The organism is Sphaerisporangium rhizosphaerae, assembly GCF_042665155.1.
Taxonomy (GTDB): domain Bacteria; phylum Actinomycetota; class Actinomycetes; order Streptosporangiales; family Streptosporangiaceae; genus Sphaerisporangium; species Sphaerisporangium rhizosphaerae.
The window spans coordinates 68,700-81,298 of record NZ_JBHTCG010000005.1 but is presented as its reverse complement, the minus strand read 5'-3'; the positions used below and the strand labels follow the sequence as shown (position 1 = coordinate 81,298).

The following is a 12,599-nucleotide window of genomic DNA, read 5'->3' as shown; positions in this document are numbered from 1 at the left end:
TTATCGGCCGTCTCGCGGCCCGCTCAGGGGGTGCCGGGGACGTCGACGACCCGGCCGGTCAGGCCCGAGACGAGCAGGTCGAGGGTCACCTCGGCGACCGCGGCCGGCGACGGATCGTCGCCCATCCCCGCCGGCTCGGGGCTCACGCAGTTGACCCGCACGCCGGAGTCCGACCACTCCTGCGCCAGCGCCCGGGTCAGCTCGGCCGCGGCCGCCATCGCCGTGGAGCGCAGGCCGCCGGCGGCCCCGCCCCGGACGCCGGACGGGAAGACCGCCGGCACCACCTGCCCCCCGGTCTCGCGCAGGTGCGGGAAGGCGGCCCTGGCGACGGTGACCGGGCCCAGCAGGCCGATCTGGACGGCCTCCGCCACCGCCGGCTCGGCGAGGTCCCGCAGTCGCCCGGCGCGCGGCACCCCCGAGACGTTGACCACGTGGTCGATGCGCCCGCTCTCCTTGGCGACCCGGCCGAGGACGTCGGACACCGAGGCGGGGTCCTCCACCCGGACGCCGTCCCGGTCGCGCGAGAAGCGGTGCACGGCCGCGCCGTACCCGGCCGCCAGCTCCGCGACCCGCGCCCCGACCCCGTCGTCACCGTCGTCGCCGTCGAAGACCACGACCGTGCCGCCCTCCAGGGCGCGGCGGCGGATGCGCGGCGCGGCGACGGCGGGAGCCGCACGCCCGGCGAGCTCGAACAGCCTCTCGGCGATGTGCACGTCCACCCGGTGGGTGACCTTCATGTTGTGCTCGCTGCCCGGCACGATGCGGATGGGGACCTCCGGGAGGTACCTGAGCACCACGCCGCAGTCGTCGGTGGCCGGCCGGTTCGCGAACTCGGGGTCGGCGAGGGCGCGCTCGTACGCCCTCCTGATCACCGAGAGCCGGAAGCCCTGCGGGGTCTGGACGCGCCGGAGCCGCGAACGGTCCGGGACGTCCTGGATGACCTCCCCGTGCGGGCCGGGCGCCGCGACCACCATCGTGTCCGAGGACGGGATCGCGGCGGTGACCGCGCGGTGGGTCCTGAGCGCCTCGACGCAGCCGGTGATGATGCGCGGCTCCACCAGCGGGCGCACCGCGTCGTGCAGGAGCACGTCGCACTCCTGCGGTCCGAGCGCCCGCAGGGCCCGCCAGGTGGACTCGGTGCGGCTCGCCCCACCCTCCACGACCTTGCTCACCTTGCCGAAGCCGCCGCGCCGGACGATCTCCTCGACCTCGGCGACATGGCCGGGCGCCATCAGGACGACGATCTCGTCGATCTCGGGCGCGGCCTCGAAGACGGCGAGCGTGTGCTCGATGATCGTCCGCCCGGCCACCCGCAGGAGCTGCTTGGGCATGCCGAGCCCGACCCGCTGCCCGACACCGCCGGCGAGGACCACCCCGACGGTCCGCGGACGAGCTTCCTGTGCCGCCAAAGTCGAACTTCCCTTCCGATCCCTGTTCCGCCGACCCTACTGACCCCTACCCGCCGTCCACACCCCGCCACGGTCCTCGGCGCCCCCTCGGAGAAGGGCCGCCCCGTGGTGCGTGCGGCCGGTTGCCGGGGTGTTCACTGATGGTCGGGGTTGGTCACCTTCCGTGGCGGGCGTCCGGGTCCATGGGGATATGGCGGCCGCCGGTGACCTGCGGATCGCCAGGGAACCCGCCGATGGGATTGCAAGCCCCGTGACGGCTCGGTTACGTTGCGGGGTGGACGATCCCCGGTCGCGGAAGGAGACCCCGGTTGCCTGAATCCGCGTACCCGCCCCCGGTACGGCCACCGAGCGCGCGTCCGTCCGCGAACCGTCCGGGGGAGCCGCCCGCCGTCAAGGCGCCGCCGGCCGTCGCCGTGGTCCTGGCCACCACTCCCGGAGCCCGCCTGGCGTGCGCCGAGGGCACGCTGGTCGACCGCCTGGCCGACCAGCTCCTCACTCTTGACGTCACCAAGGTCGTGTCGGTGTTCCGGCCCGAACCGGCCACCGCGCGCGAGTCGGCACACGACCCTGGCGCCGGGGCGGCGCCGGAGCCGGCCGGGCCGTTCGGGCCGTCCGAGCGGTTCGAGCGCTTCGAGACCTCCGGCACCGCCGGCGCCTCCGAGACATCCCTGGCCTCGCGGACGACCGGGACGACCGGGACCACCGGGAACGTCGGCATCTCCGAAGCGGTCGACGGGGGGAAGGGCGCCGAGGCGTCCGAGGCCGACACGGCGGTGGTCGAGGCCGTGGGCACCGGGGGCGACCCGGTGGTCGAGGACGCGGGACGCGTGATCCGCAGCACCGGCCTGGCGGGTGATCTGCGCGCGGTGGCCGCCATCGCGCGGGCCGGCGGCGGGCCGGTCGCGGTTTTCCCCGGCGACCTGGTCGCGCACACCGAGGCGCTGGCCCTGCTGCTCGCCGACCCGGCGCGCGGCACCGGCGCGCTGGTCGCTGCCGAGCGCGATCTCCCGTCCCCGGCAAGCCCGGCGGCCCCGTCCTCGCGCGCGCCGGTCCGGGCGGAGCGGGGGCGGGTGGTCGCCGCGGGCAACTCCTTCCACACCGTGGCCGAGCCCAACGCCCGGTTCCGGGCGGTGCTGCACGTGGGCGAGGCCGACCTGGCGAGCCTCGCCGAGGTGGCCGAGGAGCTCGCCAACCTGGCCCGCGACCGCCGTCTGGGCGGCGCCGACGACTTCGAGGTCGCCGACCTGCTGCTGGCGGGGCTCGTCCGGGTCGGCGTGGCCGTGCGGGCGGTGCCCCTCGGGCGGCTGCACTGCGCCAGAGTGAGCGGGCAGAGGGACGCCGACGCCGCCATCGTCCGGCTGGCCGAGGTGGACGAGGACCGCGCCCGCCTGGCAGCCGCCGTCAAGTCCGACGACGGCTTCGTCGCCACCTTCCTGGTGAGCTCCTGGTCGGGCCACCTCGTCCGGGCGGCGGCGCGGCTGGGGCTCACGCCGAACGCGGTGACCGGCCTGTCGGTCGGCCTGGCGGGCCTGTCGGCCGTGGCGTTCTCGGCCGGGCAGCGGCGCGCCCAGCTCGCCGGCGCCGTGCTGCTGTTCCTGTCGTTCGTCCTCGACTGCGTGGACGGGCAGCTCGCCCGCTACACCCGCGCCTTCTCGCCGCTCGGCGCCTGGCTGGACGCCACGTTCGACCGGGTCAAGGAGTACGTCGTGTACGTCGGCCTCGCGGTCGGGTACGCCGGCGGGGCCGACGGCGGCGTCACCGGGCCGCAGGGGGTCTGGGCCCTGGCGGTGGCGGCCATGCTGGTCCAGGCCATCCGTCACATGATCGACTTCTCGTACGCGGGGGCGCGGGCGGACGCCGCGGGCGTCGACCCCATCTGGGAGCGTCCCGGGCTCGGGGGCTCGCCCGACCTGCCGGTCCACGGCGGAGGCGACCTCTCGGGGGCGCGGTCCACCCCGGCGGCGGGCCGCAGGGGGCCGGTGGCGGGCGCGGCGGTCATGGCCGGCGGCACGGGGCCGGTGGCGGTGCGCCGTGGCGGGGGAGGGCTCGTGGTGCGGCTGTCGGCGCGGCTCGACCGCAACACCGCGTCACGCTGGCTCAAGAAGATCATCGTGCTGCCGATCGGCGAGCGCATGGTGCTCATCGCGGTGACCGCGGGCCTGTTCAACGCGCGCGTCACCTTCCTGGCGCTGCTCGCGTGGGGCGGGGTGGCGGCGCTGTACACGCTGACCGGCCGGATCGCGAGGTCTCTTTGAGCACGACCACGATGCACATGACCAGGGTCCCGCGCAGCTCCGTGGTGACCTACCGGGACGACGGCGTCCTCGCGCGCGGCATGGGCCTGCTCGTCGCGGGCCAGCTCCCGCCGCTGCCGCCGGCGCTGGCCGGCGCGTTCGTGACCGGGGTGATGCTGCTCCTCGGCGTCGCGGGCGCCGACGGCCCGGCGGTCTTCGCGCCCGCCGTGGCGCTGATGCTCGCCGGGCCGGGCAGTTCCCACCCGCACGACGGGCGGCTCGACTGGCTGGTCCCGCCCATCCTGCGCCTGACCGAGTACGGGTTCGTGGCCTGCGTGGGCTTCGCGTGGGGCGTGCCGCGGGTGCTGGTGTTCGGCCTGCTCGGCGCGATGCTGTTCCACCACTACGACGTCGTGTACCGCTGCCGTCAGCACGTCTACCCGCCGCCCTGGCTGGCGTCCGCGGGCCTGGGCTGGGAGGGCCGCATGCTGCTGGTGGCGCTCGGGGCCCTGCTCGGCGTCGTCACGCCGGTGTTCGCGCTGCTGGCGCTCTACCTGTCGGCGCTGTTCTGCTGGGAGAGCGTCACCTGCTGGCTGGCCGCGCCACGGTCGGGCGTCGAGGCGGCCGACCTCGGGGGCCAGGACTGACCGGTCGCGCGACGGCCGGCGGCGAGCTTGGGGCGGAGAGCAGCGGTGAGCCTGGGGCGGCGGCATCGCACCCGCATTGCCAACGTTTGGTCGGGTAACGGAATAGGTGAACTCCGGATTACACGATCACCACCCCCAGGCAACTAACCTTTGGCCTACACATGCTGGCCTGATAGAGGAGTGCACGTTGCTGGGAATGGTACTGGCCGCCGGGGCCGGGCGGCGCCTGCGGCCGTACACCGACACGCTGCCCAAGGCGCTCGTGCCGGTCGACGGAGAGACCACGATCCTCGACATCGCCCTGCGGAATCTCGCGGCGGTCGACCTGCGCGATGTCGTGGTGATCGTCGGCTACGCGGCCCAGGCGGTCCACGACCGCAAGGCCGAGCTCGAGCGGCGGCATGACGTGAAGCTCACCCTCGTGCACAACGACAAGGCCGAGGAGTGGAACAACGCCTACTCCCTCTGGTGCGCGCGCGACCACTTCGCCGACGGCGCGCTGCTGGTGAACGGCGACACCGTCCACCCCGTCTCGGTCGAGCGCACGCTGCTGTCCGCGCCCGCGACCAGCGACATCCTCCTCGCCGTCGACGACGTCAAGCGGCTGGCCGACGAGGAGATGAAGGTCACCCTCGACGAGGGCGGCCACCTGGCGCGCATCACCAAGCTGATGGACCCCGCCGAGGCGTTCGGCGAGTACATCGGCGCCACGCTCATCCGGCCCGCGGCGGCCGAGCGCCTCGCCGACGCGCTGAAGGCCACCTTCGAGCGCGACCCGCAGCTGTACTACGAGGACGGGTACGGCGAGATGGTCGCCAGGGGCGAGAAGATCGCCGTCGCGCCCATCGGCAAGGTCGACTGGGTGGAAGTGGACAACCACGACGACCTCGCCCGGGCCAGGGAGATCGCGTGCACCTACTAGCCGAGCCGCCGGCGGTCACCCGGCCGCCGGCCCGCGGCACGACGACGGCCGGCGCCTGGTCGCCGGACGCTCGGTCGACGGGACCTCGGTCGACGGGTGCCCGGCCGGCCGGGGCGAGGTCGGCGGGGGCAGCGAGAGGGCGGGAGCCGCGATGCCGCTTCTAGCACGCATGCTCATGGCCCCGCTGACCATGGAGGTCCGCCGCGGCGCGGTCGCCGAGCTCGGCGCGCTGCTCGCCGACAGCCGGGTGGCCACCTCCGGACGGGTCGCCGTGGCCGTCGGAGCCGGGCAGGGCGCCCACATCTCCGGGTTGATCGCGCCGACGCTGTGCGACGCCGAGGTGTTCCGCGTCCCCGACGGGTCGGTGGACTCCGCCGTGTCGCTGGGCGCCGACCTGCGCAAGGGCGCCTACGAGGCCGTGGTCGGCATCGGCGGCGGCAAGACGATCGACGTGACCAAGTACGCCGCGTCGCTGGCCGGCATCCCGATGGTCGCCGTCGCCACGAACCTCTCCCATGACGGCATCTGCTCCCCGGTCTCCTCGCTGGAGCACGAGAGCGGCAAGGGGTCGTTCGGCGTGCCGATGCCGCTGGCGATCCTCGTCGACCTCGACTTCGTCCACGGCGCCCCTCCGGCGCTCGTGCGGTCGGGCGTCGGCGACGTGATCAGCAACCTGTCGGCCATCGACGACTGGCAGCTCGGCAGCGTCGAGCGCGGCGAGCCCATCGACGGCCTGGCGGTCTCGATGGCGCGCACCAGCGCCGAGGCCGTGCTGGGACGGGTGGACTCGGTCGAGTCCGACGCGTTCCTGACGGTCCTGGCCGAGTCGCTGATCCTGTCCGGCATGTCGATGGTCGTCGCCGGGTCCTCGCGTCCCAGCAGCGGTGGGGATCATGAGATCCTTCATGCCGTGGACCAGCTCTATCCAGGCACCTCCAACCACGGCGAGCTCGCCGGGGTCGGAGCGGCCTTCTGCTTCTTCCTGCGGGAGGACGAGCACCGGCTGTCGCAGGTCACCGGCTGCCTGCGCCGTCACGGCCTGCCGGTGACCCCCTCCGACGTCGGTCTGACGGCCGAGCAGTTCACCGCCGCGGTGATGCTGGCTCCGTCGACCCGTCCCGGGCGGTACACGATTCTTGAGCACCTGCGCCTGTCCGAGGCCGAGGTGCGCGACCGGGTGGAGGAATATGTCCGGGCCGTCGGTCATTGAGCTGCGCGCGGTCGCGCAGCCGCAGACCACCATGGACCGCAACTCGGGCGAGCACTGGGCCGGCGCGCTCTACATGCGGAAGCTGTCGATCTACGTGACCTGGGCGCTGGCCCGCACGCCCATCTCGCCGAACCAGGTCACCGGTCTCATGATCGTCTCTGGCCTGCTCGCCGGGGTCGTCCTGGCGCTGCCGGGCCTGTGGGCGGCGATCGCGGCCGCGGTGCTCATCCAGGTCTACCTGCTGCTCGACTGCTCCGACGGCGAGCTGGCCCGGTGGACGCACCGCACGTCCATCACCGGCGTCTACCTCGACCGGGTGGGCCACTACTTCGCCGAGGCGGCCCTGCTGATCGGGCTCGGCTTCCGCGCCTCCGAGACGCTTCCCGACTGGTACACCGTGCTCGGGTTCGCCGCCGCCCTCGGCGCCATCCTGATCAAGTCCGAGACCGACCTGGTGGACGTCGCCCGGGCGCGCTCGGGGCTTTCGGCCACTACCGAGGCCGCGGCCGAGCACTTCCAGTCGCGCCGGCTCGGCGCGGCACGCAAGGTCGCCGCGGCGCTGCGCTTCCACCGGGTGATCCAGGCGGTCGAGCTGTCGATCCTCGTCGTGATCGCCGCGGTGGTGGACGCGGTGTGGGGAACGGTCGCGGGCGGCCTCACGGCCACCCAGGTGCTCACCGTGGCCTGCGTCGTGTTCGCCGTGCTGCAGACCGTCCTGCACCTCGTCAGCATCCTGGCGTCGAGGCGGCTGGCCTGAGATGAGCCGGGGCCGCTCGCGCGAGATGCGAAAGCATCGGAACCGGCGGCGGCCCATCGGCGTCGTATCTCTGTCAAGAGCCGTCACCGGACTCACCGCCACTGTTTGGCGGGGGTTCGCCGACAGTTCCGATACGCTTATTTCGCAGTACCCGTCGACACCCAAGATGGCCCGCTCACACAGACTCGGTGAACATGACCCAATGCGTTCTCCATGCGTCGAGGCGATGACGCGTTGAAGATCTCGTGTGTCGTTCTCACCATGGGCAACCGCGTCGCCGAGCTCGACCGCGCGGTCGAGTCCGCGCTCACGCAGACCGACGGCGACGTCGAGGTCATCGTCGTGGGCAACGGGGCCGACGTGCCCGAGCTGGCCGTGATCCCGAACGGCTCGGCCACGGTCCGCACCGTGCGCATCCCGCACAACGTCGGCATCCCCGAGGGACGCAACTACGGCGTGCGCGAGTGCACCGGCGACGTCGTGCTGTTCCTCGACGACGACGGCTGGTACGCCGACGACAAGGTGGCGGCGCACGTCCGCGAGCGCTTCGCCGCCGAGCCCGACCTCGCGGTCATCTCCTTCCGGGTGATGGACCCCGAGGGCGGCGTCGGCCAGCGGCGCCACGTCCCGCGGCTGCGGGCCGGCGACCCGCAGCGCTCCTCGCCGGTGACCACGTTCCTCGGCGGGGCCTGTGCGATCAGGCGTTCGGCCTTCCTGCAGGTCGGCGGCCTGCCAGGGCGTTTCTTCTACGCCCACGAAGAGACCGACCTGGCCTGGCGCCTGCTCGGCGAGGGTTACCGCATCGAGTACGACGCCGACGCCGTCATGTATCACCCGCAGGTGCCGCCGACCCGCCACGCCGACTTCTACCGGCTGAACGCCCGCAACCGGGTCTGGCTGGCCCGCCGCAACCTCCCGTGGGCGCTCGCGGCCCTCTACCTGCTCGACTGGATGCTGCTGACGCTCGTGCGCGAGCGGTCCTCGGTGGCGATCAAGTCCTGGTTCCGCGGTTTCAAGGAGGGCCTGCGCGAGCCGGCCGGTGAGCGCCGCCCCATGGCGTGGCGCACCGCCTGGCGCATGCTCCGCCTCGGCCGCCCCCCCATCGTCTGACCCTTCCCGGCTCTCGGCACCGTCTGGTAGCTGAGTCCTTGGCCGGTATTCCGGCTATCGAGATACCATGGACTGCATGGAGCTCATACCGATCAGCGAGGCCAAGGACCGGTTGACCGAGTTGGCGGACCGGGCTGCGCGGGAACACGACCACTTCACCCTCACGCGGAACGGTCGTCCGCATGCGGTGATCCTGTCCGTCGCCGAGTGGGAATCCCTCCAGGAGACGTTGGAGATTCTCGCGGACCCCGAGATGCGATCCGAAGTCGTCGAGGCGTCGGCCGCCGAGGCCCGTGGTGATCTGACCACTGAAGACGAGATGGCCGCGATCATGGCGGCTCGCCTGGGCAAGGCGAGTGCGTGAGTGGAGCAGGACCGGTATGCCATTCTCCTGACCCCACCGGCGCGACGCGCGCTCACATCGGGTCTTCCTGAGGTCGTCGCGGCCGCTGCATGGGAACTGATCAACGGTGCGATGGCACGCGAGCCGTGGCGCGTGGGGAAGCCCCTTCAGGAGCCGTATGAAGGTCTGCATGTCGCTCGACGCGGTACTTATCGCGTTGTGTACCGCATTGACGAGGACAAGCGCGCGGTCACCATCTACACCGTCAAGCATCGCCGGGACGCGTACCGTCCTTGATCGTCCGCTCAGGTGTCCGCTCGGTGCGGTCGTACCGCGCGCACGTGGTACATCATCGCCGGCAGGTCCCCCTGGGACTCGACCCGGAAACCGGCGTCGGGGATGAGCGTCCCGAGCAGTTCGGCCGGGCTGTGCCGCATGGCCGAGGCGGTGAGCAGGCCGATCAGGTGGCCCGCCAGGCGGCCGGTCGGCGGCCGGAACTCGGCGATGAGCAACCGCCCGCCCGGCCGCAACACACGGAACATCTGCCGTAACGCCTCCGGGCGGTCGCCGATCGGGATGTGGTGGACGGCGAGGCTGGAGACCACCAGGTCGAACGAGCCGTCCGGGAACGGCAGGTCCTGACCCCCGCCCACGACGTAGTCGCAGTTGCCCGGCGCCCGGCGGCGCGCGTACTCGACCATGGCGGGGGAGGGGTCGAGGCCCGTGACGTGCCCGCCGGGTCCGACGACCGGCGCCAGCAGCCGGCTCAGGTACCCGGTGCCGCAGCCGACGTCCAGAACACGGTCACCCGCCCTCGGCCTGCCCGCCGCCGCGACGCGGGTGAAGGCGGCACGCCGGCCGCCGAGGTAGCCGATCGTGACGAAGAACTCGTACGCGCGCGGACGGTCGATGGTGCCGCCCTCGTCCGTGTGCTCGGTGTGATCGTGGAGCAGTCTTCCGAGACCCATGGTGGTTCTCCCTCATTACTGAACGAGTTGTTCAGTAATGAATAGTGCGTTCGCTATAGTGGAGGCGTCAACCAGCAGATCGCCCGGACTGTGCCGTACCGAACAGGGGGCGGAAAGTGTCCGAAGACCGGCGGGTCCGGCGCACCCGGCGCGCTGTCCAGGAGGCCGTGGTGGCGCTCATCCTGGAGAAGGGGTACGACGCCGTCACCGTCACCGACATCATCGACCGCGCGGACGTCGGCCGTTCCACCTTCTACGCGCACTTCACCGACAAGCAGGACGTGCTGTTCAGCAATTTCGAGGAACTCGATTTCCTGCGTCCCGAACCTGCCGACCGGCCGGGGCGACTGTTCGAATTCAGCCTGCCGATGTTCGAGCACGCGCTGGAGCATCGGCGTCTCCTCCGAGCCCTGCTGGGCAGGCGCGGCGGCGGCCCGATGGTGGCCCGCGCCGAGCACGTGCTCGCCTCCGTGGTCAAGGACGAGCTCGTCGCCGCCGGTCGCGCGCCCTCGGCCACGCTCGACATGCTGGCGATCTGCGTCGTGGGCGCGTTCATGGCACTCCTGCGCGCCTGGATCGACGGCGATATCACCGCCACCCCCGCCGATCTCGACGCCGCCTTCCACGCCGCCATCACCCTCGACGACCCCGTGCCCCCGGCCCGATGACACGCCCCGGCCGAACTCGTCCCTCTTCGCGGATCCAGGTCGCCCTCGGACTCGGCGACGATCCCACGACTCGCGGACGGCCGAGCCTGTCAGGGGAGGGAGGTGAACCAGCGGACCAGCGCCGCGGTGGCCGCCTGCTGCGAGCCCAGGTGCCGGGAGCCGCCGTACTCGGGCGTTCCGAGATCGACCAGCGGAGCGGTGGCTCCGTGTGCTCGCAGCATGGCCCGGCAGCGGGGGCTGTTGGCGCTCACCGCCTGTTCGTCGCCCTTCGCGACGTACAGCCTGATCGGGGCCTTGGGCTTCCACGCGCACACGCCGTCCACCACCCGCAGGGCGTCGGCCAGCCGGCCGGTCGGGTGCGCCAGTGCGGCCCGGCCTCGTGGCGTCAGCAGCGCGTCGATGGTGTTCGGCGTGCCCTTGACCACCTCAAGGCCGGTGTGCGAGCCGTCCAGCAGCTTTTCCATCCGGCGGTCGTACGGCGCCCGGAACACCTCGCTCGGCGAGTCGTACAGGTGGTGCAGCCGGTTGAACGCCACGAAGGTGAGCGCCGCGTAGATCACGCCCGCCTTCGTGTCCGTCCTGCCCTTCAGCAGTGCGGGCAGTTCGGTGTCCCTGAACGCGTAGGCGCCGCTGACCGGCGCGACCGCTCCCAGCCTGAACCATGGGTCGGTTCCGGTTTGCAACGCCCTGGCCAGTCCGAGCGCCGCGGAGGCTCCCTGCGAGAAACCCGTGACCAGCACCTCGCGTCGCAGTTGCCTGCCCGACTCCGACGCGAACCGGCGGGCCGCGCGCAGCATGTCCAGGGAGGCGGTCGTCTCGGAGGGCACGTCCATCCACGGGTGCGGCCCCGGCCCCTTGCCGAGGCCCAGGTAGTCGGGGGCCACGGCGGCCATCCCGGCGGAGGCGTACGTCAGCGCCGGAGCCCGCCCCCAGACCTCCTTCGTGGTCGAAGGGGCGTCGCCCTTGAACAACTCGGTGCCATGGGTGAACGACACCGCACGCAGGCGGCGCTCGCCGTTGCGCGGCAACGCCACCAGGCCGCTGGCGGTGGTCCGCCGCCCTGAGGCGTCCACCGTCCGGTACACCACCCGGTAGGTCTCCACTCCGTACCGGACCTTCCGGGTGTCCCACGCGCCGCCCTGGTCACCCTTCAACGCGGCGGCCACCTGCCGCGCGGACAACGTCCCCAACCGCGTGACCGACACCACCTGTCCGCGCTCGGTGTCCGGAGCGGCGAACACGGGCAACGCTCCCGTCAGCACCATCGCCGCCGCCAGGCCGACGGCCGTCGTCTTTCCGATCCATTTCATGCGTTCGACCCTAGGGACGGCCGTACGGCGCCCGCGATCACGCCGCCACCCCAGTGCGCGTAGGGTATTCCCTACCTTGCCGGAGATGCGGTGGGCGGCGAGAAGGGTGAGCCAGAGCCAGCCGGTGACGACGGCGATGCGCTGGAACAGGCCTCCGTACCGCACCAGGCCCTCGGTCTGGCCGAAAGCCGCGTTGGCGAGCATGAAGGCGGTCACGAAGACGACGAAGGTGATCACCGAGTAGGCGGCCCGGCCGAACGCCCGTTGCCGGGCGAACCGGACGGCGAACACCAGGAAGGCCGCTCCCAGGCAGAGGAAGCCGGGAATCGCCGCCAGGTCGTGGATCGCGCCGTGCGTGGTGGCGTACCCGGTGAGCCGGTCGGGAGTTCCCCGCGGGTAGCCGCTGACCGGATCGGTCACGAAGAACCCCACGGTGATCAGGTGGACCGCCCAGACCCCGATCAGGATCGGCCCCCAGGTGGCGCCCCGCCGCACCTGCCCGGCGGTGCCGGACCCGCCGCCGCGGAGTTCACGCCATAGCGCGACGGCGAATCCGAGGGTCAGCAGCCCGGCCACGATGAAGTTGAGATCCTGCGTCCAGCCGTACTCGCCGAGCGCCAGCGAGCTGACGGGATGGCGCAGGGCGTCGTAGCCGGCCCTGGTCGCTCCTTCGATGACGAACGCCGCGACGAACAGCGGCCCGGCGATCACGCCGCCCCATAACAGGGCCCGCAGGACGGGCGGCCTCATCGCGACCACCCCGCCTGGTGACGCGTCCCCATCGACGGCCCCGGCGCCGTTCGGTTCCGGTCGGACTGTCATGACCCACCTCCGATTCGCTCCATCGAGACGGACGCCCTGGTGCCGGTCCGCCCCATCTGGCTGTCAACGTACATTGACGCGCTCTTCGCCGTCAACCATCGTTGACGAGCCGCCTGTGAGGCATCCCAGCGGCGGGCTTCTGCGAGGTTCCACGACGGCCGTGAGCATCGACGGGCGGGGCCAAGCGCTTATTCGACCG

General features: G+C 72.4%; 12 protein-coding genes. 9 read left to right on the top strand and 3 right to left on the bottom strand.

Annotated elements, in window-relative coordinates; all coding sequences use genetic code 11:
- Positions 1–23: 23 nt before the first annotated feature.
- On the bottom strand, positions 24–1,409 hold the full coding sequence (locus ACFQSB_RS09435; protein WP_380825663.1) for an SDR family oxidoreductase: 1,386 nt from the start codon (positions 1,407–1,409) through the stop codon (positions 24–26).
- A gap of 308 nt (positions 1,410–1,717) precedes the next feature.
- On the opposite strand from ACFQSB_RS09435, the gene ACFQSB_RS09430 reads away from it, so the two are divergent.
- The 8 genes from ACFQSB_RS09430 (at position 1,718) to ACFQSB_RS09395 (ending at position 8,929) form a co-directional block, all read left to right on the top strand.
- Positions 1,718–3,664 (top strand): CDP-alcohol phosphatidyltransferase family protein, encoded by a 1,947-nt coding sequence (locus ACFQSB_RS09430; protein WP_380825661.1) that lies wholly within the window; start codon positions 1,718–1,720, stop codon positions 3,662–3,664.
- A 17-nt stretch (positions 3,665–3,681) separates the two neighbouring features.
- Positions 3,682–4,290: a DUF5941 domain-containing protein gene (locus tag ACFQSB_RS09425; protein ID WP_380825659.1), complete on the top strand. Its 609-nt coding sequence runs from the start codon at positions 3,682–3,684 to the stop codon at positions 4,288–4,290.
- Between the two features lie 187 nt (positions 4,291–4,477).
- Positions 4,478–5,212, top strand: coding sequence for a phosphocholine cytidylyltransferase family protein (locus ACFQSB_RS09420; protein ID WP_380825658.1), 735 nt, complete (start codon positions 4,478–4,480; stop codon positions 5,210–5,212).
- A gap of 151 nt (positions 5,213–5,363) precedes the next feature.
- Complete coding sequence (locus ACFQSB_RS09415) at positions 5,364–6,422, top strand: iron-containing alcohol dehydrogenase family protein (protein WP_380825657.1); 1,059 nt, start codon at positions 5,364–5,366, stop codon at positions 6,420–6,422.
- The gene (locus tag ACFQSB_RS09410) at positions 6,400–7,179 is read left to right on the top strand and encodes a CDP-alcohol phosphatidyltransferase family protein (RefSeq protein WP_380825656.1); all 780 of its coding nucleotides are present in this window, start codon (positions 6,400–6,402) and stop codon (positions 7,177–7,179) included. Before ACFQSB_RS09415 ends, ACFQSB_RS09410 begins: the two co-directional genes overlap by 23 nt.
- A 213-nt stretch (positions 7,180–7,392) precedes the next feature.
- Positions 7,393–8,289, top strand: coding sequence for a glycosyltransferase family 2 protein (locus tag ACFQSB_RS09405; RefSeq protein WP_380825655.1), 897 nt, complete (start codon positions 7,393–7,395; stop codon positions 8,287–8,289).
- Positions 8,290–8,365: 76 nt separating this feature from the next.
- Entirely contained in the window at positions 8,366–8,653 is a 288-nt protein-coding gene (locus ACFQSB_RS09400) for a type II toxin-antitoxin system Phd/YefM family antitoxin (RefSeq protein WP_380825653.1), read from the top strand.
- The gene (locus ACFQSB_RS09395) at positions 8,654–8,929 is read left to right on the top strand and encodes a type II toxin-antitoxin system RelE family toxin (RefSeq protein ID WP_380825651.1); all 276 of its coding nucleotides are present in this window, start codon (positions 8,654–8,656) and stop codon (positions 8,927–8,929) included.
- Between the two features lie 8 nt (positions 8,930–8,937).
- On the opposite strand, the gene ACFQSB_RS09390 is transcribed toward ACFQSB_RS09395, so the two are convergent.
- Positions 8,938–9,600 carry a methyltransferase domain-containing protein gene (locus ACFQSB_RS09390; protein ID WP_380825650.1) on the bottom strand — a complete coding sequence of 221 codons (663 nt, stop codon included), beginning with the start codon at positions 9,598–9,600 and terminating at the stop codon, positions 8,938–8,940.
- Positions 9,601–9,770: 170 nt separating this feature from the next.
- Between ACFQSB_RS09390 and ACFQSB_RS09385 the strand changes: the two genes are divergently transcribed.
- Positions 9,771–10,268, top strand: a complete 498-nt coding sequence (locus ACFQSB_RS09385; protein ID WP_380825648.1) for a TetR/AcrR family transcriptional regulator — start codon at positions 9,771–9,773, stop codon at positions 10,266–10,268.
- Between the two features lie 89 nt (positions 10,269–10,357).
- Here the strand turns inward: ACFQSB_RS09385 and ACFQSB_RS09380 are convergent, their stop codons facing one another.
- Positions 10,358–12,328 carry a DUF998 domain-containing protein gene (locus tag ACFQSB_RS09380; protein ID WP_380825647.1) on the bottom strand — a complete coding sequence of 657 codons (1,971 nt, stop codon included), beginning with the start codon at positions 12,326–12,328 and terminating at the stop codon, positions 10,358–10,360.
- Between the last annotated feature and the right edge of the window lie 271 nt (positions 12,329–12,599).

Excerpts from the sequence above, each read along its gene's own strand:
- ACFQSB_RS09410 (WP_380825656.1), top strand. The coding sequence starts at position 6,400 with ATGTCCGGGCCGTCGGTCATTGAGCTGCGCGCGGTCGCGCAGCCGCAG.
- ACFQSB_RS09390 (WP_380825650.1), bottom strand. The coding sequence starts at position 9,600 with ATGGGTCTCGGAAGACTGCTCCACGATCACACCGAGCACACGGACGAG.
- ACFQSB_RS09425 (WP_380825659.1), top strand. The coding sequence starts at position 3,682 with ATGACCAGGGTCCCGCGCAGCTCCGTGGTGACCTACCGGGACGACGGC.
- ACFQSB_RS09405 (WP_380825655.1), top strand. The coding sequence starts at position 7,393 with ATGCGTCGAGGCGATGACGCGTTGAAGATCTCGTGTGTCGTTCTCACC.
- ACFQSB_RS09380 (WP_380825647.1), bottom strand. The coding sequence starts at position 12,328 with ATGAGGCCGCCCGTCCTGCGGGCCCTGTTATGGGGCGGCGTGATCGCC.
- ACFQSB_RS09400 (WP_380825653.1), top strand. The coding sequence starts at position 8,366 with ATGGAGCTCATACCGATCAGCGAGGCCAAGGACCGGTTGACCGAGTTG.
- ACFQSB_RS09415 (WP_380825657.1), top strand. The coding sequence starts at position 5,364 with ATGCCGCTTCTAGCACGCATGCTCATGGCCCCGCTGACCATGGAGGTC.